Origin of the sequence: Rhodopila sp., assembly GCF_965276935.1 — a bacterium.
GTDB lineage: Bacteria > Pseudomonadota > Alphaproteobacteria > Acetobacterales > Acetobacteraceae > Rhodopila.
In genome coordinates this window covers 1,059,041-1,072,306 of the sequence record NZ_CBDIBS010000004.1, presented here as the reverse complement: position 1 = coordinate 1,072,306, position 13,266 = coordinate 1,059,041, and the positions used below count along the sequence as shown (strand labels likewise).

At 63.6% G+C, this 13,266-nt stretch carries 14 protein-coding genes; 5 read left to right on the top strand and 9 right to left on the bottom strand.

Translation table 11 applies throughout. From position 1 onward, the window contains the following. Window positions 1-21 precede the first annotated feature (21 nt). A complete protein-coding gene (locus ACQY4S_RS21190; RefSeq protein ID WP_428487181.1) occupies window positions 22-312 on the top strand; it encodes a DUF1330 domain-containing protein in 291 nt (96 codons plus the stop codon). On the opposite strand, the gene ACQY4S_RS21185 is transcribed toward ACQY4S_RS21190, so the two are convergent. After that, window positions 313-1,188, bottom strand: a complete 876-nt coding sequence (locus ACQY4S_RS21185; protein ID WP_428487180.1) for an MBL fold metallo-hydrolase — start codon at window positions 1,186-1,188, stop codon at window positions 313-315. It abuts the gene before it with no gap. 84 nt (window positions 1,189-1,272) lie between these two features. On the opposite strand from ACQY4S_RS21185, the gene ACQY4S_RS21180 reads away from it, so the two are divergent. Together ACQY4S_RS21180 and ACQY4S_RS21175 are read left to right on the top strand one after the other, a co-directional pair. Further along, the gene (locus tag ACQY4S_RS21180; RefSeq protein ID WP_428487179.1) at window positions 1,273-1,791 is read left to right on the top strand and encodes a hypothetical protein; all 519 of its coding nucleotides are present in this window, start codon (window positions 1,273-1,275) and stop codon (window positions 1,789-1,791) included. A gap of 14 nt (window positions 1,792-1,805) precedes the next feature. After that, window positions 1,806-2,390 (top strand): thiamine pyrophosphate-dependent enzyme, encoded by a 585-nt coding sequence (locus tag ACQY4S_RS21175; RefSeq protein WP_428487178.1) that lies wholly within the window; start codon window positions 1,806-1,808, stop codon window positions 2,388-2,390. 72 nt (window positions 2,391-2,462) lie between these two features. On the opposite strand, the gene ACQY4S_RS21170 is transcribed toward ACQY4S_RS21175, so the two are convergent. The 6 genes from ACQY4S_RS21170 to fahA all read right to left on the bottom strand — a co-directional run bounded on the left by ACQY4S_RS21170 (window position 2,463) and on the right by fahA (window position 9,011). Next, window positions 2,463-2,789, bottom strand: coding sequence for a hypothetical protein (locus ACQY4S_RS21170; protein WP_428487177.1), 327 nt, complete (start codon window positions 2,787-2,789; stop codon window positions 2,463-2,465). 298 nt (window positions 2,790-3,087) lie between these two features. Next, complete coding sequence (pheT, locus tag ACQY4S_RS21165; RefSeq protein WP_428487176.1) at window positions 3,088-5,550, bottom strand: phenylalanine--tRNA ligase subunit beta; 2,463 nt, start codon at window positions 5,548-5,550, stop codon at window positions 3,088-3,090. A 3-nt stretch (window positions 5,551-5,553) separates the two neighbouring features. Then, window positions 5,554-6,621, bottom strand: a complete 1,068-nt coding sequence (gene pheS, locus ACQY4S_RS21160; protein WP_428487175.1) for a phenylalanine--tRNA ligase subunit alpha — start codon at window positions 6,619-6,621, stop codon at window positions 5,554-5,556. Window positions 6,622-6,750: 129 nt separating this feature from the next. Next, on the bottom strand, window positions 6,751-7,104 hold the full coding sequence (gene rplT, locus ACQY4S_RS21155; RefSeq protein WP_428487174.1) for a 50S ribosomal protein L20: 354 nt from the start codon (window positions 7,102-7,104) through the stop codon (window positions 6,751-6,753). Between the two features lie 15 nt (window positions 7,105-7,119). Then, window positions 7,120-7,323, bottom strand: a complete 204-nt coding sequence (gene rpmI, locus ACQY4S_RS21150) for a 50S ribosomal protein L35 (RefSeq protein WP_428487173.1) — start codon at window positions 7,321-7,323, stop codon at window positions 7,120-7,122. Window positions 7,324-7,706: 383 nt separating this feature from the next. Beyond that, the gene (gene fahA, locus ACQY4S_RS21145) at window positions 7,707-9,011 is read right to left on the bottom strand and encodes a fumarylacetoacetase (RefSeq protein ID WP_428487172.1); all 1,305 of its coding nucleotides are present in this window, start codon (window positions 9,009-9,011) and stop codon (window positions 7,707-7,709) included. 437 nt (window positions 9,012-9,448) lie between these two features. Between fahA and ACQY4S_RS21140 the strand changes: the two genes are divergently transcribed. Beyond that, window positions 9,449-9,967, top strand: a complete 519-nt coding sequence (locus tag ACQY4S_RS21140) for a MarR family winged helix-turn-helix transcriptional regulator (RefSeq protein ID WP_428487171.1) — start codon at window positions 9,449-9,451, stop codon at window positions 9,965-9,967. Between the two features lie 32 nt (window positions 9,968-9,999). On the opposite strand, the gene ACQY4S_RS21135 is transcribed toward ACQY4S_RS21140, so the two are convergent. Beyond that, entirely contained in the window at window positions 10,000-11,388 is a 1,389-nt protein-coding gene (locus ACQY4S_RS21135; RefSeq protein WP_428485858.1) for an IS701 family transposase, read from the bottom strand. Between the two features lie 24 nt (window positions 11,389-11,412). Between ACQY4S_RS21135 and ACQY4S_RS21130 the strand changes: the two genes are divergently transcribed. Further along, the gene (locus tag ACQY4S_RS21130; protein ID WP_428485857.1) at window positions 11,413-11,793 is read left to right on the top strand and encodes a hypothetical protein; all 381 of its coding nucleotides are present in this window, start codon (window positions 11,413-11,415) and stop codon (window positions 11,791-11,793) included. 274 nt (window positions 11,794-12,067) lie between these two features. Here ACQY4S_RS21130 and ACQY4S_RS21125 read toward each other — a convergent pair whose 3' ends face one another. Then, window positions 12,068-13,249 carry a cytochrome P450 gene (locus ACQY4S_RS21125; protein ID WP_428487170.1) on the bottom strand — a complete coding sequence of 394 codons (1,182 nt, stop codon included), beginning with the start codon at window positions 13,247-13,249 and terminating at the stop codon, window positions 12,068-12,070. Window positions 13,250-13,266: the final 17 nt, after the last annotated feature.

Sequence of the window (13,266 nt, the reverse complement as noted above, 5' to 3'; positions counted from 1 at the left end):
GGCGCAATCAGGAGGGACCCCATGGCCAAGACATACTGGATCGGCACCTACCGCGCCGTCACCAACCCCGACAAGCTCGCCGCCTACGCGCAGCTTGCCGGCCCCGCGATCACTGGCGGCGGCGGCCGGTTCTTGGTCCGCGGCATGCCGGCCAAGACCTACGAAGCGGGCCTCAACCAGCGTACCGTCGTTGTCGAGTTCGACAGCCTGGAGCAGGCCACTGCCACCCACGACAGCCCGGCCTACAAGGCCGCCCTGGACGCGCTTGGCGACGGCGCCGAACGCGACATCAGGCTGGTCGAGGGTGTCTGATCAGCCGTTGATATACTCGCACTTGAAGCCGTCGCCCCACCGCTTGATCAAGCCGCGGGACGGCGACGGAAAATGCGCGAAACAGCATTGCGTGTTGGTGTCGCAATAGGTCTCCAGGAACTTCCAGCGGGTGGCCGAGCTCTGTAGCGGATCGTAGTCGATCCGCATCGCTAGGTCGGGCCACTTCGCCTGCAGCGGCGTATGGATCAGGTCGCCGGTGATCACGCCGTCATGGCCGCCCTTGCCAAGCGTGACCGCGTAATGATCGATTGTGTGGCCCGGCGTCGGGATCAGTGACACCAGATCGTTCAAGGAATGGTCGCTGCGAATGATGTCGGCACGCTTGGCTTCCAGGATCGGAATGACGCTGTCGACGATCGGCGGAAGGTTGCTCTTGTCGTTCTCCGCCAGCCAGAAATCCAGCTCGGTCTTGGAGAACAGATACCGCGCGTTCGGGAACGTCGGCACCCAGCGGCCATTTTCCAGCCGCGTGTTCCAGCCGACATGATCGGCATGAAGATGTGTGCAAAGAACGAAATCGATGTCGTTCACCGTCAGCCCGACATCGGCCAGGCCTTGCATGAAGACGTTATCCTTCTTCATGTGCCAGAGCGGGCGTGTCAGCCGATCCTTGTCGTTGCCGATGCAACCGTCGACCAGGATGACGTGCCGGTCGGTGCGCACGATATAGGACTGGAAGCACAGCACCAGCTTGTCCTCATCGTCTAGCGCCATCGGCGTCTTCATCCAGGACCGGTTTTCCGCCAGCATCTCGGGCGTCAGTTTCGGCAGGAACTCCAGCGCCGGCGTGAAGCCGTGCTCCATCTCGATGATCCGGTGGACGGTCATGTCGCCGACCTTGAATGTCATGGTCATTCGGCTCGCTCCCCTGGCTCTGTTCGCTGGGATGATGTTAGCTGGGGCCGGGTGGGCCGACAAATACGATGAGGAAAGACCGGCATGAACGATGCGGCGACGGTGGCGCTAAGCCCCGAGACAGTGATGCGGCAGATGCGGCAGAACGGTGTCACCGACGTTGTCTGGCTGCCGGACAGCGAGACCAACTGGCTGTTTCTGTTGATGCGGGCCGAACCCGCGCTGCGGCTGGTGGGCGTGACGCGGGAGGGGCATGCCTGCTCGATCACCGCCGGCCTGTATGCGGGTGGCCGCAAGCCGATGATGCTGATCCAGAATACCGGCATGCTGGAATCAGGTGATTCGATCCGCGGCTGGCTGATGGGACTGAGCGTGCCGGTGGTGTTGATGGTGGGTTACCGTGGATACACGCGTCATGGCGTGGTTAACGATACGGTGGCGATCTACACCGAACGGTTCCTGATGGCGTTCAACATTCCTTTCTATCTGGTGGAAAACGACGCCGATGCTGAGCGGATAACACTCGCGTTCCAATTAGCCGAACGAACCCGTCAGCCCGTCGTGGTTCTGGTCGGCGACGAGTACCACGGCTTTAACCGCTAGCAAGGGTGTACAGCATGATGCACACAGCGGACTTGCTGAAGGTGTTTGCCGAACACCGGGGCGACGCGATCGTCATCTCCGGTCGCGGTGGCCGCCACTGGATAGATATCAGCGATACCATGCTGGACATCCCGTTGGGTGATCCGGCGATGGGCGGTCACTCCGGCTTCGGGCTAGGACTTGCGCTGGCGCGGCCGGACCGCCGGGTGGTGCTGTTCGACTCCGAAGGTGACCTTCTTATGAGTCTTGGGCAACTACCGACGATTGCGGAGCAGGCACCCGCGAATTTCTACCATTTCGTTCTGGACAACGAGGTCTATGCGACGACCGGCGGCCAACCGGTACCGAACGCCAAGCAGGTTGATTACGCCGGGATCGCTCGGGCCAGCGGCTATCCACGCGCGATCGGCTTTTCCGTGCTTGGGGACTTCAGCCGGGAGTTGCCGAATATCCTGGCCGCGCCGGGGCCTGTCCTTGTCGCGCTGAAAGTCTGGCCAGAGGTAGAGAACACGCCGATCGGGCAGCGGGTACGCTGGCGAAAGCGAACCGCGGACAAGGTGGTCAGCGATCTGCGGGCCGCGCTAGGGACTGGCGGCTAAAGCCAGTTTTGGCAATGACCGTATGACAGATGCGGCATACCCGCCTCGTTGAGTCGTGGTGGGCAGAGGCCTTCATGCGGGTCGCATGACGCCTGCCGCCGCGGCTAGCGCGGCAAGCAGGATAAGCCCGCGTGGCAACGCCAGTTTCGTGTCGCCGTGACTGATCTCGCTGGCCAGAACGGCGGCCGAGCTTGCAGCTAGCAGCGCCCCGCCGATTCGGCGGGTGGAATGCGGCATCATTAACAGGCCGCCAGCCATCTCGGCCGCGGCCGCCGCCTGCATTTCGCCGCGCGACCAGCCAAGATGGCGGAACATGCCTTCGTAGGCACGCATGCCAACAAGCTTGTCGCCCGCGGCCAATGTCACCGCGGCACCTAGAGCCGAAAACAGGTATGACATGATTGCATCCTCCTGGCGTTGCCAACGCCTTGGGGGTCAGCGCGTTGCACCTGGTTACCCGGCCTCTGGAGCGTGATCGCTTTAGGCTGACCAGCGAGAAGGCGTGAATCAAGCGATCAAACAAGGCGTTAGACCATGATCGGGCACCGGCGAAGATGCAATCTTAAACGATCATGGTCTAAATTTCGCGGACGATGCCGGACGTCGGACCATCAGCAGACGACTTTCGGGATCACCCATCTGCGCGGCCAAGTCGTTCACCCGCCAATCGTGATCGCAATCCTGGATGACAGCCAACCTACCGCAGCATCGCTCCTGTTGCTTTCGCCACCGCGGCGACGACCTTCTGGCTCACGGTGTCGATTTCCGCGTCCGTCAGCGTACGTTCGCGTGGTTGAAAAATCACTTCGACGCCGAGGGATTTTTTTCCGTCCGCCATCTTGTCGCCCTCGTAGACATCGAACAGCGACACCGCCGTGATCAAGGTCCGGTCGGCGCCTCGGGCGGCGCGGATCACGCTGTCGGCTGCGACCGTGCTGTCGACGACAAAGGCGAAGTCGCGGCGTACTGGCTGGAATGCCGGCAAATCGGGCGCGGCCTTGCGCCGCCGCTTCGGCTCCGTCACCGCATCCATGTTAAACTCGAACGCGACCATCGGGCCGGGCAACCCGAGCGCCGTGAGCAGACGCGGATGGATTTCGCCAAAGTAGCCCAGGATGATTTTCGGTCCCTGTCGCACCAGGCCAGACCGTCCTGGATGCAGAAAAGCAGGCGCCTCGGCGGTCACCTGCAGCGCCTCCAGCGGCACGCCGATGGCAGTGAACGCCGCCCAAAGATCGGCCTTCGCGTCCATTGCATCCGCCGGCCGCTGCGGCACCAGCCAGCTTCGCGGCGTCGAACCGGCGCGCAATCCCGCCGCGACCAGCTTCTGCCCATCCGGCGCATCCACGGCGAAGGCGGGTCCAATCTCGAACAGGCCGAGCTCGGCATACCCGCGGGCGGCATTGCGCTTCGCTGCCAGCGCGAGCGTGGCAATCGCCGTCGGCCGCAACTGATCCAGGTCGGCCGCGATTGGATTGCTCAGCCGCAACGCGTCTGGCGTGGCGCCGAAGCGCGCCGCTTCGGACTGAGCCATGAAGCTGAAGGTCACACACTCCATCAGGCCAGCCGCCGCCAGGGTGCGGCGGACGACGGCGGTCCGCTGCTGCCGTGGCGTCAGGGTCGCCGGCGGCACCGGACCGGCGCGCGGCAACGATACCGGGGGCACGGCGTCCAATCCACGCAGGCGCAGCACCTCCTCGATCAGGTCGTTCTCGGCCTCGATCTCCCGGCAACCCTCCGCCGCACGTTCGGCCTTGGCCGGATCGAGCGTCGACGACTGATCCAGCAGGATGGGTGCCGCGATGTCGTTCCGCCAGGATGGCACGGCGACTGTCACCGCCTGCGCGTCCCGCTGCCGCACCACGAAGCCGAGGTGTTCCAGCGATGCCGTCACCTCGGCCGGCGGGATGTCGGATCCGCCGACACTGGCCACGCGGGCGAACCGCAGGGTTGCATCACGCCGCCAGGCCGGCTCGCCACCGGCCGCTGTCACGGTGCCCGCCTCGCCGCCACAGAGCTCCAGGATCAACGCCGTGGCAGCCTCGGTCGCTGCCGGCATCAGCGCCGGGTCGAGCCCACGCTCGAACCGCTGGCGCGCGTCGGAGACGATCTGGTGCCGCCGTCCGGTCAGGGCGATGCGGATCGGATCGAACAGCGCGCATTCCAGGAAGACGGCGGTGGTGGCTTCGTCGCACCCGGTGGCCTCGCCGCCGATCACGCCGGCCATCGACTGCACGCCGGCGGCATCGCAGATCGCGCAGTCCTCCGGATCCAGCACGTAGTCCTTGCCGTTCAGCGCGCGCATCGTCTCCCCCGCGCCGCGGCGCAGGGTAAGCACGTTGCCAGACAGCTTCGCGACATCATAGACGTGCAGCGGGCGGCCAAGGTCAAAGGTGAAAAAGTTGGTAATGTCCACCAGGGCGTTGATCGGCCGCAGACCGATCGAGGTCAGTCGGGCCTGCAGCCATTTCGGACTTGGCGAGTTCTTCAAGCCGCGGATCGTGCGGCCGAGCACCCAGGGACACGCCTCCGGAAAAGCGATGTTCCAAGCTGGGCCGCCGTCAAAGACAGGTGGGACCACCGGCGGCGCGAACGGTTTCAGCGTGCCGATCCCGGCGGCGGCCAGGTCGCGCGCCACACCCCGGACCGAGAAGCAGTCGCCGCGGTTAGGGGTGACGCCGATCTCGATCACCGGGTCGTCCAAACCGGCCCAATGGGCATAAGGCAGTCCCACAGGGGCGGAGGCGGGCAGATCGACAATGCCGCTGTGGTCGTCGCCAAGACCCATCTCCTTCGCCGACAACAGCATGCCGGCGCTCTGCACGCCGCGGATCTCGCCGACTTTCAGGGTCATGTCGGTGCCGGGGATATAGGCGCCGGGCGAGGCGAATACCGCCTTCATGCCGGTTCGGGCATTAGGCGCACCGCAGACGACGGAGACGATGCCGTCACCAGTGTCTACCGTGCAGACCCGCAGCCGGTCGGCGTTCGGGTGCGGTAACGCCACGATCACATGGGCAACGCGGAACGCGGCCAGGGCGGCGCCGCGATCCTCCACGCCTTCCAGCTCCAGTCCGATCTGGGTCAGGGTGTCGGTGATGCGGTCCAGTGGCGCGTCCGTCTCCAGATGCGTTTTCAGCCAGGAGAGGGTGAACTTCATTGCCTACAACCCCTCGTGCAGCATGGTCGGGGCGAGCGGGCTGGACCCGTAGTGTCGCAGCCAGCGGAGGTCGGATTCGTAGAACGGGCGCAGGTCGGCCATGCCGTGCTTCAGCATGGTGATGCGCTCCACGCCCATGCCCCAGGCGAAGCCCTGCCATTCCCGCGGGTCAATGCCGCAATTGGCCAGCACACGCGCATGCACCATGCCGCTGCCAAGGATTTCAAGCCAGTCGCCGCCGCGGCCCAGCTCACCGGTCCGGCGGTTCCAGCCGATATCCACCTCCATCGACGGTTCGGTGAAGGGGAAATAGGACGCCCGAAAGCGCACCGGCAGATCGGAGATCGCGAAGAACGCGCGCAGGAAGTCGATCAGGCAGCCTTTCAAATGCCCCAAGGTCAGGTTCCGGTCGATGACCAGGCCCTCGCACTGGTGGAACATGGGCGAATGCGTGGCGTCATGATCGGCGCGATAGGTTCGGCCGGTAACGATGACGCGGATCGGCGGTTCCTGCGCCAGCATGGTGCGGATCTGGCCGGGCGAGGTGTGGGTGCGCAGCACCACCGGCGTATTACTGTCGCGCGGCGGCAGATAGAAGGTATCGTGGTCCGCACGGGCGGGATGATGCGCCGGAATATTCAGCGCGCCAAAGTTGAACCAGTCGCTTTCGACATCCGGTCCGTCCACCACCGTGCAACCCATGGCGCCGAAGATCGCGGCGATTTCTTCCATGGTACGGGCGATCGGGTGGATCAGGCCAGCATCGGACGGGCGCGGCGGCAAGGTTGGGTCGATCCGCTCGGAAGCCAGACGAGCGTCGAGGGCGGCGTCCTCAAGCTGGATCTTCCGCGCTTCGATCGCCGAGGTCAGTATGTCCTTGAGCCGGTTCAACGCAGCACCGCGGTCCTTGCGCTGCTCGGGTGGCGTCTTGCCCAGGTCGCGCAGCTTGCCGGTCAAGCTGCCGCTACGGCCGAGGACCGCAATGCGGATGGCATCCCAGGCGCGCAGATCAACGGCGGTCGCCAGGGACGCGTCAGTGTCGGTCTTCAGCGCTTCAAGGTCGTCGATCATAGGTGTGTCCCGAACGTGCAAAGGGCCGCCCTCGTGAGGCGGCCCTCATTAGCCTATCATGGCCGCACTTGAACCTGCGATCGTCTGATTGGTGGTGCGCAGACAGCACGGACAAGCACGACCATGATGTTAAAGGGCGGCCTGAACCTTCTGCACGATCGCCGCGAACGTGGCGGCGTCATCATAGGCGATGGCGGCCAGAACCTTGCGGTCCATCTCGATGCCGGCCTTCTTCAGCCCGGCGATGAACTGCGAGTAGGTAATCCCATGCTCCCGCACCGCCGCGTTGATGCGCTGGATCCACAGGCCGCGGAACTCGCGCTTTTTCACCCGCCGGTCGCGGTAGGCGTATTGCAGCGACTTCTCCAGCCGCTCCCGCGCAATGCGGTAATTCGTCGATGATCGGCCGACGAAGCCTTTGGACTGCTCCAGGACCTTCTTGTGCCGAGCGTGAGTTGTGGTGCCCCGTTTGACGCGCGCCATGCTGTGCTACTCCGGTCAGGCGATGCCGTAGGGGGTCCACTGCTTGACGGTAATCCCGTCCGCATGGGTCAACACCTGGCTACCGCGATTGGTGCGCTTGGCTTTTTGGCTGCGCGCGCTGAGGCAATGGCGCTTTCTGCCGGGCCCAGCAAGGACCTTGCCGGTCGCGGTGATCTTGAACCGCTTCTTGACCGACGATTTAGTCTTCATCTTGGGCATTTTAATCTCCTTTTCCGGTGCGGCTCGCACAATCCATCAAGCCAACGGACGGCAAGCGGTCGCGGCCGGGCATGCCCTTCCAGGCCCGGGCTCGCTGACAGGCGCGGGGATATACCGGCGATGGCTGACTGAAGCAAGCGGCGAAAGTGCCCGCGGCAACAAGCGTCAACGGAGCCACGCATGTCAGCATTCAACGCAAAGCAGTAAGCCGGGCCACCGGCCCTCGTGCCTATCACGGCGGCACTTTAGGTCCGGCTCGAGGACAGGCTGCTGCCTGCCATGACGATGCCGGGTGGCCATCCGACTTCTGAGCGACCGCCCTGACGGAGGGCAGGGGCAGGGCGACGATTGCGCCGGCCAAGGGTCGCGCCGATTGCGTCGGATCAGATCGGTAGCGCTGGTGTGACGACGCCGCGGCATTCACCAAATCCGATCGTCACATGATTTGGCTTTCGGCATGAAGCGGTGAAAATCACCTCGTCTCCATCTTGTAGATATGTGCGCGTTTCGCCGTTTGGCAGGGAAATGGATTTCTGCCCGCCGCGGGTCATTTCCAGCAGGCAACCCTCGGTGCCTGGTTCAGTGCCTGATATTGTGCCGCTACCAAACAGATCTCCCGGCAGAAGATTACAGCCGTTCGATGTATGGTGGGCGACCATCTGCGCCACCGTCCAATACAGCATGGATGCATTCGACACCGACATTCGGTGCGGCGCCTGATGCGCCGCTTGCATCGCCGGTGTCAGCAGCAGGACCTGGAACTCGATATCGAAGCAGCCCATCGCCTGATCCATCGGATCAAGCAGATGCGGCAGCGGCGCCGGATCGCTTATGGGGCGCGGCGGCTGGGGGATGCGGAACGGTTCCAGCGCTTCGGCCGTGACGATCCAGGGGGAGACCGAGGTGGACAAGCTCTTGGACAGGAACGGGCCAAGCGGCAGGGATTCCCAGGCCTGAATGTCGCGCGCCGACCAGTCGTTGAGCAGGCACAGCCCTACGACATGGCGTCCCGCATCAGCGATCGGGATGGGGTTGCCGATTTCATTGCCCTGCCCAATCCAGACGCCAAGTTCCATCTCGTAGTCAAGGTTTCGGCATGGGCCGAAATCCGGTTCGACCTGACCCGGCGGCTTCCGCTGGCCGTTCGGACGGCGCACCACCATCCCCGACGGGCGCACCGTTGATGCTCGGCTGTGATAGGCGACCGGCATATATTTGTAGTTCGGCGACAACGGATTGTCCGGGCGATTAATCATTCCGCCCGTGGTGGCATGATGAATGCCGGCAAAAAAATCACTGAAATCGCCGACCTGCGCGGGCAGGTGCATCATACAAGCGACGGCATCATGCAGCAGCCTGGGGCCGAGCGGCCGAAACACGGGATCAGACAGCACGTCCGACAAGCGCTGGCGCAGCGCCTGGCGTGCCAGAGGACTGGCGGCCAGCAGCTTGTTCAGGGTCGTGCCAGAAGCGGCCTCGGCGGAGTCGCGTACCGCTCCCTTGAACAGTTCGGCCTCCAGCGCTGCCGTTATATCCAGGATTTGATCGCCGATCGCGACACCGCCACGAGCGCTGCCACCAGGTGGGCTGAATATCCCGATGGGCAGGTTCTGGATTGGAAAATTGGTATGTCCATTGGCTGTTTCGACCCAGCTTGTCCGGCCTGGATCGTGGGTGGCATCGATCATCGCCCGATTTTCAACCTCCTGCGCAAGCCGCCGCAACGTGATTGGACGCGACGGCAGGCAACAGTGTCGGCCGTGCGGCGTTTCCGGTCCAGGTTATATTCCAGCGCAATTGCGTTGCAAATCTTCTGACAGCGTATTCAATTCGGATTGAAACGTTATCGGCGAACACGTTGAAAAGCTTCTTTCGTCATCACGGAAATCTTAAGTGTAGCGATACGCTTCAAGCGAAGAAATGAAATTTGATTCCTCCTGCAGTTGCATGAACACTCTTTGGCGAGGGCTGACGAGCATATTAATCTCGATTTCGTATTCTGACTGGGGCCTGAGGCAACGACACGGTATCTTGAGGCTGATAACGTTTCGATCTAAATGATAATTCCCGTTGTTAAAACAAAATGGCTATGGCATGGTGAACAAAAGGTTTAGGATGGCTTCAAGTGAAAGATCCTGTACAAGGCGCCGGAGCAGACCCGGCGGAAGCGTTTAGGCTTGAGGATTTCCTGCCGTATCGGCTCTCAGTTGCATCCGATAATGTGTCGCGCCTGATCACGCGCCAGCATTTCGGGCGCTCTGGGCTAGCGATGCCGGAATGGCGCTTGCTCGCCACGGTGGGACGCTACGGTGTGCTGTCGCCAACCACGGCGGGTGAGCATACCTCCATGGACAAGGTGAAGGTGAGCCGTGCTGCGGCGAACCTTGTGGGGCGGGGTCTGCTGCGGCAGACGCAGGATCCCAATGATGGTCGCGGACGACTGCTGCGCCTGACCCGGAGGGGCATTACGGCGTATGCTGGTATCGCCCCGACGGCACGACAAATAGAACAAAGCATCTCGGTCGGCTTGACCCGTTCTGAGTGGACGGTCCTTCACAGAGCGCTCGGCAAGCTCATTGACCACACACGCTTGCTTCTGAATGATACGTCCGCCGATCACAGTGAAGGGGTTCGTGGAGATTAGACAGTGATCGTCTGAGCTCGACTTTCCGCAATTTATGCTGTGAGGCATAGTGTCTCCACGAAGCGTTGTAGCAATGGAGCGGGAATTTGCACGTGCTCGGTGTGCTGCCGGGACATGGAAAAACCCTCGGGCATCCAAAGCACGCGGCGAACGGCGGCGATCGCGTCGCTAAACGTTGGCTGGGATTTGTCGTACCAAACGGCGGTATGCGGCCGGACTGCGGTGTTCGCCGCTGGCATCAGCCCATGCGCCCAAACGGTGATCAGCGAGTACAACCCCAGCAGCGCCGGGGTGGTGCGCCGGATGGCCAGATCGGACCACTGCCGCTGGGTCTCGACGCCCAGATGTTGGCGGACCTCCTGGAAGGTGGTCTCGATCCGCCAGCGCAACACGAACCGACTGAGGATCGCCATGGGGTCAAGCGCGAGATCGGTGCACAGGAATGCCTGTGCGTCGCGCGCGCCGGTGGGATCGCGCACCAGCACCCAGCGGATCGGGGCGGGCGGCAGGCGGCAGCTGTACCAGACCGCGGTGCCGGAGATCGTGTCCAGCACGCGGGTTTGGCCGCCATACCATTCGGCCATCGTGACCCGTGTCCAGACGGTGGCGGGATCGGCCAGCACGGCGCTAAGTTTGGGCCGGCGTTGGCCTTTCAAGGCCGGCCGGCCGCGTTGGCCGGGTCGGCGCGCGGGGGCGGGTTCGAACAGGGCAGCATCCAGACGCAGCCGGGTGATCAGGCAGACATGGCGGCGCACCGCGGCGATCAGTTCCAGGGCGGCGAAGCTGCTGTCGGCGACCACCACCACACGCCGATCCGCCAGCCAGCGCTTGCTTTGCAGGATCGCCTGACGCGCCTGATCGGTCAGGGTCTTGTGCCGCCGGCCGTGCGCCTCGCTCCAGCGCACCGAGGGCGCCAGCACGGTCAGGAACGGCAGCGACCAGTGCCGGCCGGCGAAGGGCACCGCCAGCACGACGGCCAAGGACAACCAGCGCAGGCCGCTGGTCTTGACGAAGTGGCCACGCGACGAACGCACCGGGTCACGATAGATGCCGCGGGCCTCGATCTTGCGACCCCAGCGCCGCTCGATACTGTCGTCGATGGCAATGACCACCTCACCCTGCGGACCCAGCACCGCCAGCAGATGATGCAGCAGCCGGCGCGCCACGGCGCGGGCATCCCAGCGCGCCCGGTTGAGCGCCTCATGGTAGCGGCCGAAGCCAGGCTGCGCGGCCAGCCCCATGACGCGCAACGCCTGGCTGACGGTGCGTTTGCCGGGGGCCAGGACGGCGCCGGCAACCAGCACCAGGATGTGGTTCCAGACCGGGGCCGTGAAGCACGGGCGAAACGGGGCCAGCCATGTCAGCAGGATCGCGGGCACAGGGGAGACGACTGGGATGCGTTGGGTGCGCTTGGCGATCATCGCAGATATCCAAGCAAAACGCCCATGCCGCGCAAGAGCCCCGCGGCACAGATCGGACAATCCGCCAAGGGATCACGAAGGGATCACGACATCGCGCTGCGAAAGCGTCTATCGTGGGGCGCGATGGACGACGCAATCATTCAGCACATCGAGGCCTTCCGCTGCGCCAGAGGGACCTTATTGGCGGAACGACGCAACCGCGGCTACACACTCTACGATGCTAGATCCGGCGCACCGGTCGCGCGGCTGCGCGCAACGCCATCAAACAACAAGTTCGAAATTCTCTACTGGTCGCTCTGGAACGAGCGATGGACCGCCACAGGTCCGTTCGGCCGGACGATCCTGTCCCTCGATGAGGCGCTACCGTTTATCACTCACCAGGATATCTTCTGGGCCATGACATGATCGTCCAAACCTCCAAATTGCGGAAAGTCGAGCTGAGGTGGCATGTCGATCAGTGGCCGATTCGGGCATTTTACTTTCCTGGGTTGCAAGGTTCACGCTTGTTGGTCAGCCTCGGACCATTACTCTACGAACATGCACACGGCGCGAGGCGACCATTCGAATCGTCACGGTCTGGCGCTGTCTTAACCGGTAACGGCGTAAACCGGCGCTCCCCGAAAAACCCAACGTGCGGGGTCCAGGGAATTGGTCGGGGTCGAGGTATGCAAACCTCGCATCAATCCACTGCCACCCATAGCGTCTCGACACCGTTGAACACCGGCACCGACTTTCGCAGCGACGGCCGGCACGGATCGCGGCGCAGGTTCGGGAAGCGCTCGAGCAGTACGCCGATGGCGATTTCCGCCTCGGCCCGCGCCAGCGGCGCCCCCAGGCAGAAATGCACGCCGCCGCCGAAGGCGAGATGACTGGTGTCGGCGCGCTCAATGTCAAAGCTGTGCGGGTTCTGGTGCACTGCCGGATCATGGCCCGCCGCCATCAGACTAGGGGTGATCCACTCCTCGCTCTCCAGCGACTTGTCACCGATCTGCTTCGGCGCCTGGGTGATACGACCTGTCTGCACGACGGGCGGGTCGTAGCGCAGCATCTCCTCGACGGCGTTCTTCATCAGCGCCGGGCGGCTGCGGAGCTTGGCCAACTGGTCGGGATTCTCTAGTAGCGCGAGCACGCCATTGCCGATCAGGTCGGTCGTCGTCATGTTGCCCGCGACCAACAGCAGGTTGCAGGTGCTGATGATCTCGCGTGTGGACAGCCGCTCGCCCGCTTCCTCGGCGTCGACGAGAGCGCTGATCAGGTCATCGGTGCGCGCCGCGCGGCGCTGCTCGACGATGCGCGCGAGATAGCCGCGCAGGCTGCTTCTGCCATGTTCGAGTGCCGCCTCCTGCTCCGGCGTACGCCGCGGATTGAAACCTTGGATCAGCCCGTCAGACCAGCGTTTGAAGTCGGCCTGATCGCCCGGATCGACACCGAGCATCTCGGCGATGACAATGGTCGGCAGAGGCGAGGCCAGGACGTCGACCAGATCAAAGGCCGATGCATCGCCGATGCCATCAAGCAGCCGCTCTGTCACGACGCGGATACGCGGCCGTGCCGACTCGATCGCGCGCGCGTTGAAAGCCTGTGTGACCAGGCCGCGGAGGCGCTTATGGTCAGGATCGTCGAGCACAAGCATTGACGGCTCGTAATCTTCCATCTCGCGGAAGTTCGGCCGGTTCGGTGCTGGGCGACCCTTGCGCGGATCGACCGACAGCGTGCGGTCGTTGACCGTCGCGCGCACGTCTTCATAACGTGTGAGAAAAATTCGATCGAACTCGGCGTCCCGGTGCACCGGACAGGCGGTCCGGAGCGCGTCGAGAATTTGATTTGGCTGCTCGCGGAACCCCTGATCCAGTGCGGTCAATGCAATCCCTGTCGGCA

Excerpts from the sequence above, each read along its gene's own strand:
- ACQY4S_RS21180 (WP_428487179.1), top strand. The coding sequence starts at position 1,273 with ATGAACGATGCGGCGACGGTGGCGCTAAGCCCCGAGACAGTGATGCGG.
- ACQY4S_RS21170 (WP_428487177.1), bottom strand. The coding sequence starts at position 2,789 with ATGTCATACCTGTTTTCGGCTCTAGGTGCCGCGGTGACATTGGCCGCG.
- rpmI (WP_428487173.1), bottom strand. The coding sequence starts at position 7,323 with ATGCCCAAGATGAAGACTAAATCGTCGGTCAAGAAGCGGTTCAAGATC.
- pheS (WP_428487175.1), bottom strand. The coding sequence starts at position 6,621 with ATGATCGACGACCTTGAAGCGCTGAAGACCGACACTGACGCGTCCCTG.
- fahA (WP_428487172.1), bottom strand. The coding sequence starts at position 9,011 with ATGATCGATGCCACCCACGATCCAGGCCGGACAAGCTGGGTCGAAACA.
- ACQY4S_RS21185 (WP_428487180.1), bottom strand. The coding sequence starts at position 1,188 with ATGACCATGACATTCAAGGTCGGCGACATGACCGTCCACCGGATCATC.
- ACQY4S_RS21175 (WP_428487178.1), top strand. The coding sequence starts at position 1,806 with ATGATGCACACAGCGGACTTGCTGAAGGTGTTTGCCGAACACCGGGGC.
- rplT (WP_428487174.1), bottom strand. The coding sequence starts at position 7,104 with ATGGCGCGCGTCAAACGGGGCACCACAACTCACGCTCGGCACAAGAAG.
- pheT (WP_428487176.1), bottom strand. The coding sequence starts at position 5,550 with ATGAAGTTCACCCTCTCCTGGCTGAAAACGCATCTGGAGACGGACGCG.
- ACQY4S_RS21135 (WP_428485858.1), bottom strand. The coding sequence starts at position 11,388 with ATGATCGCCAAGCGCACCCAACGCATCCCAGTCGTCTCCCCTGTGCCC.
- ACQY4S_RS21190 (WP_428487181.1), top strand. The coding sequence starts at position 22 with ATGGCCAAGACATACTGGATCGGCACCTACCGCGCCGTCACCAACCCC.
- ACQY4S_RS21130 (WP_428485857.1), top strand. The coding sequence starts at position 11,413 with ATGCCGCGCAAGAGCCCCGCGGCACAGATCGGACAATCCGCCAAGGGA.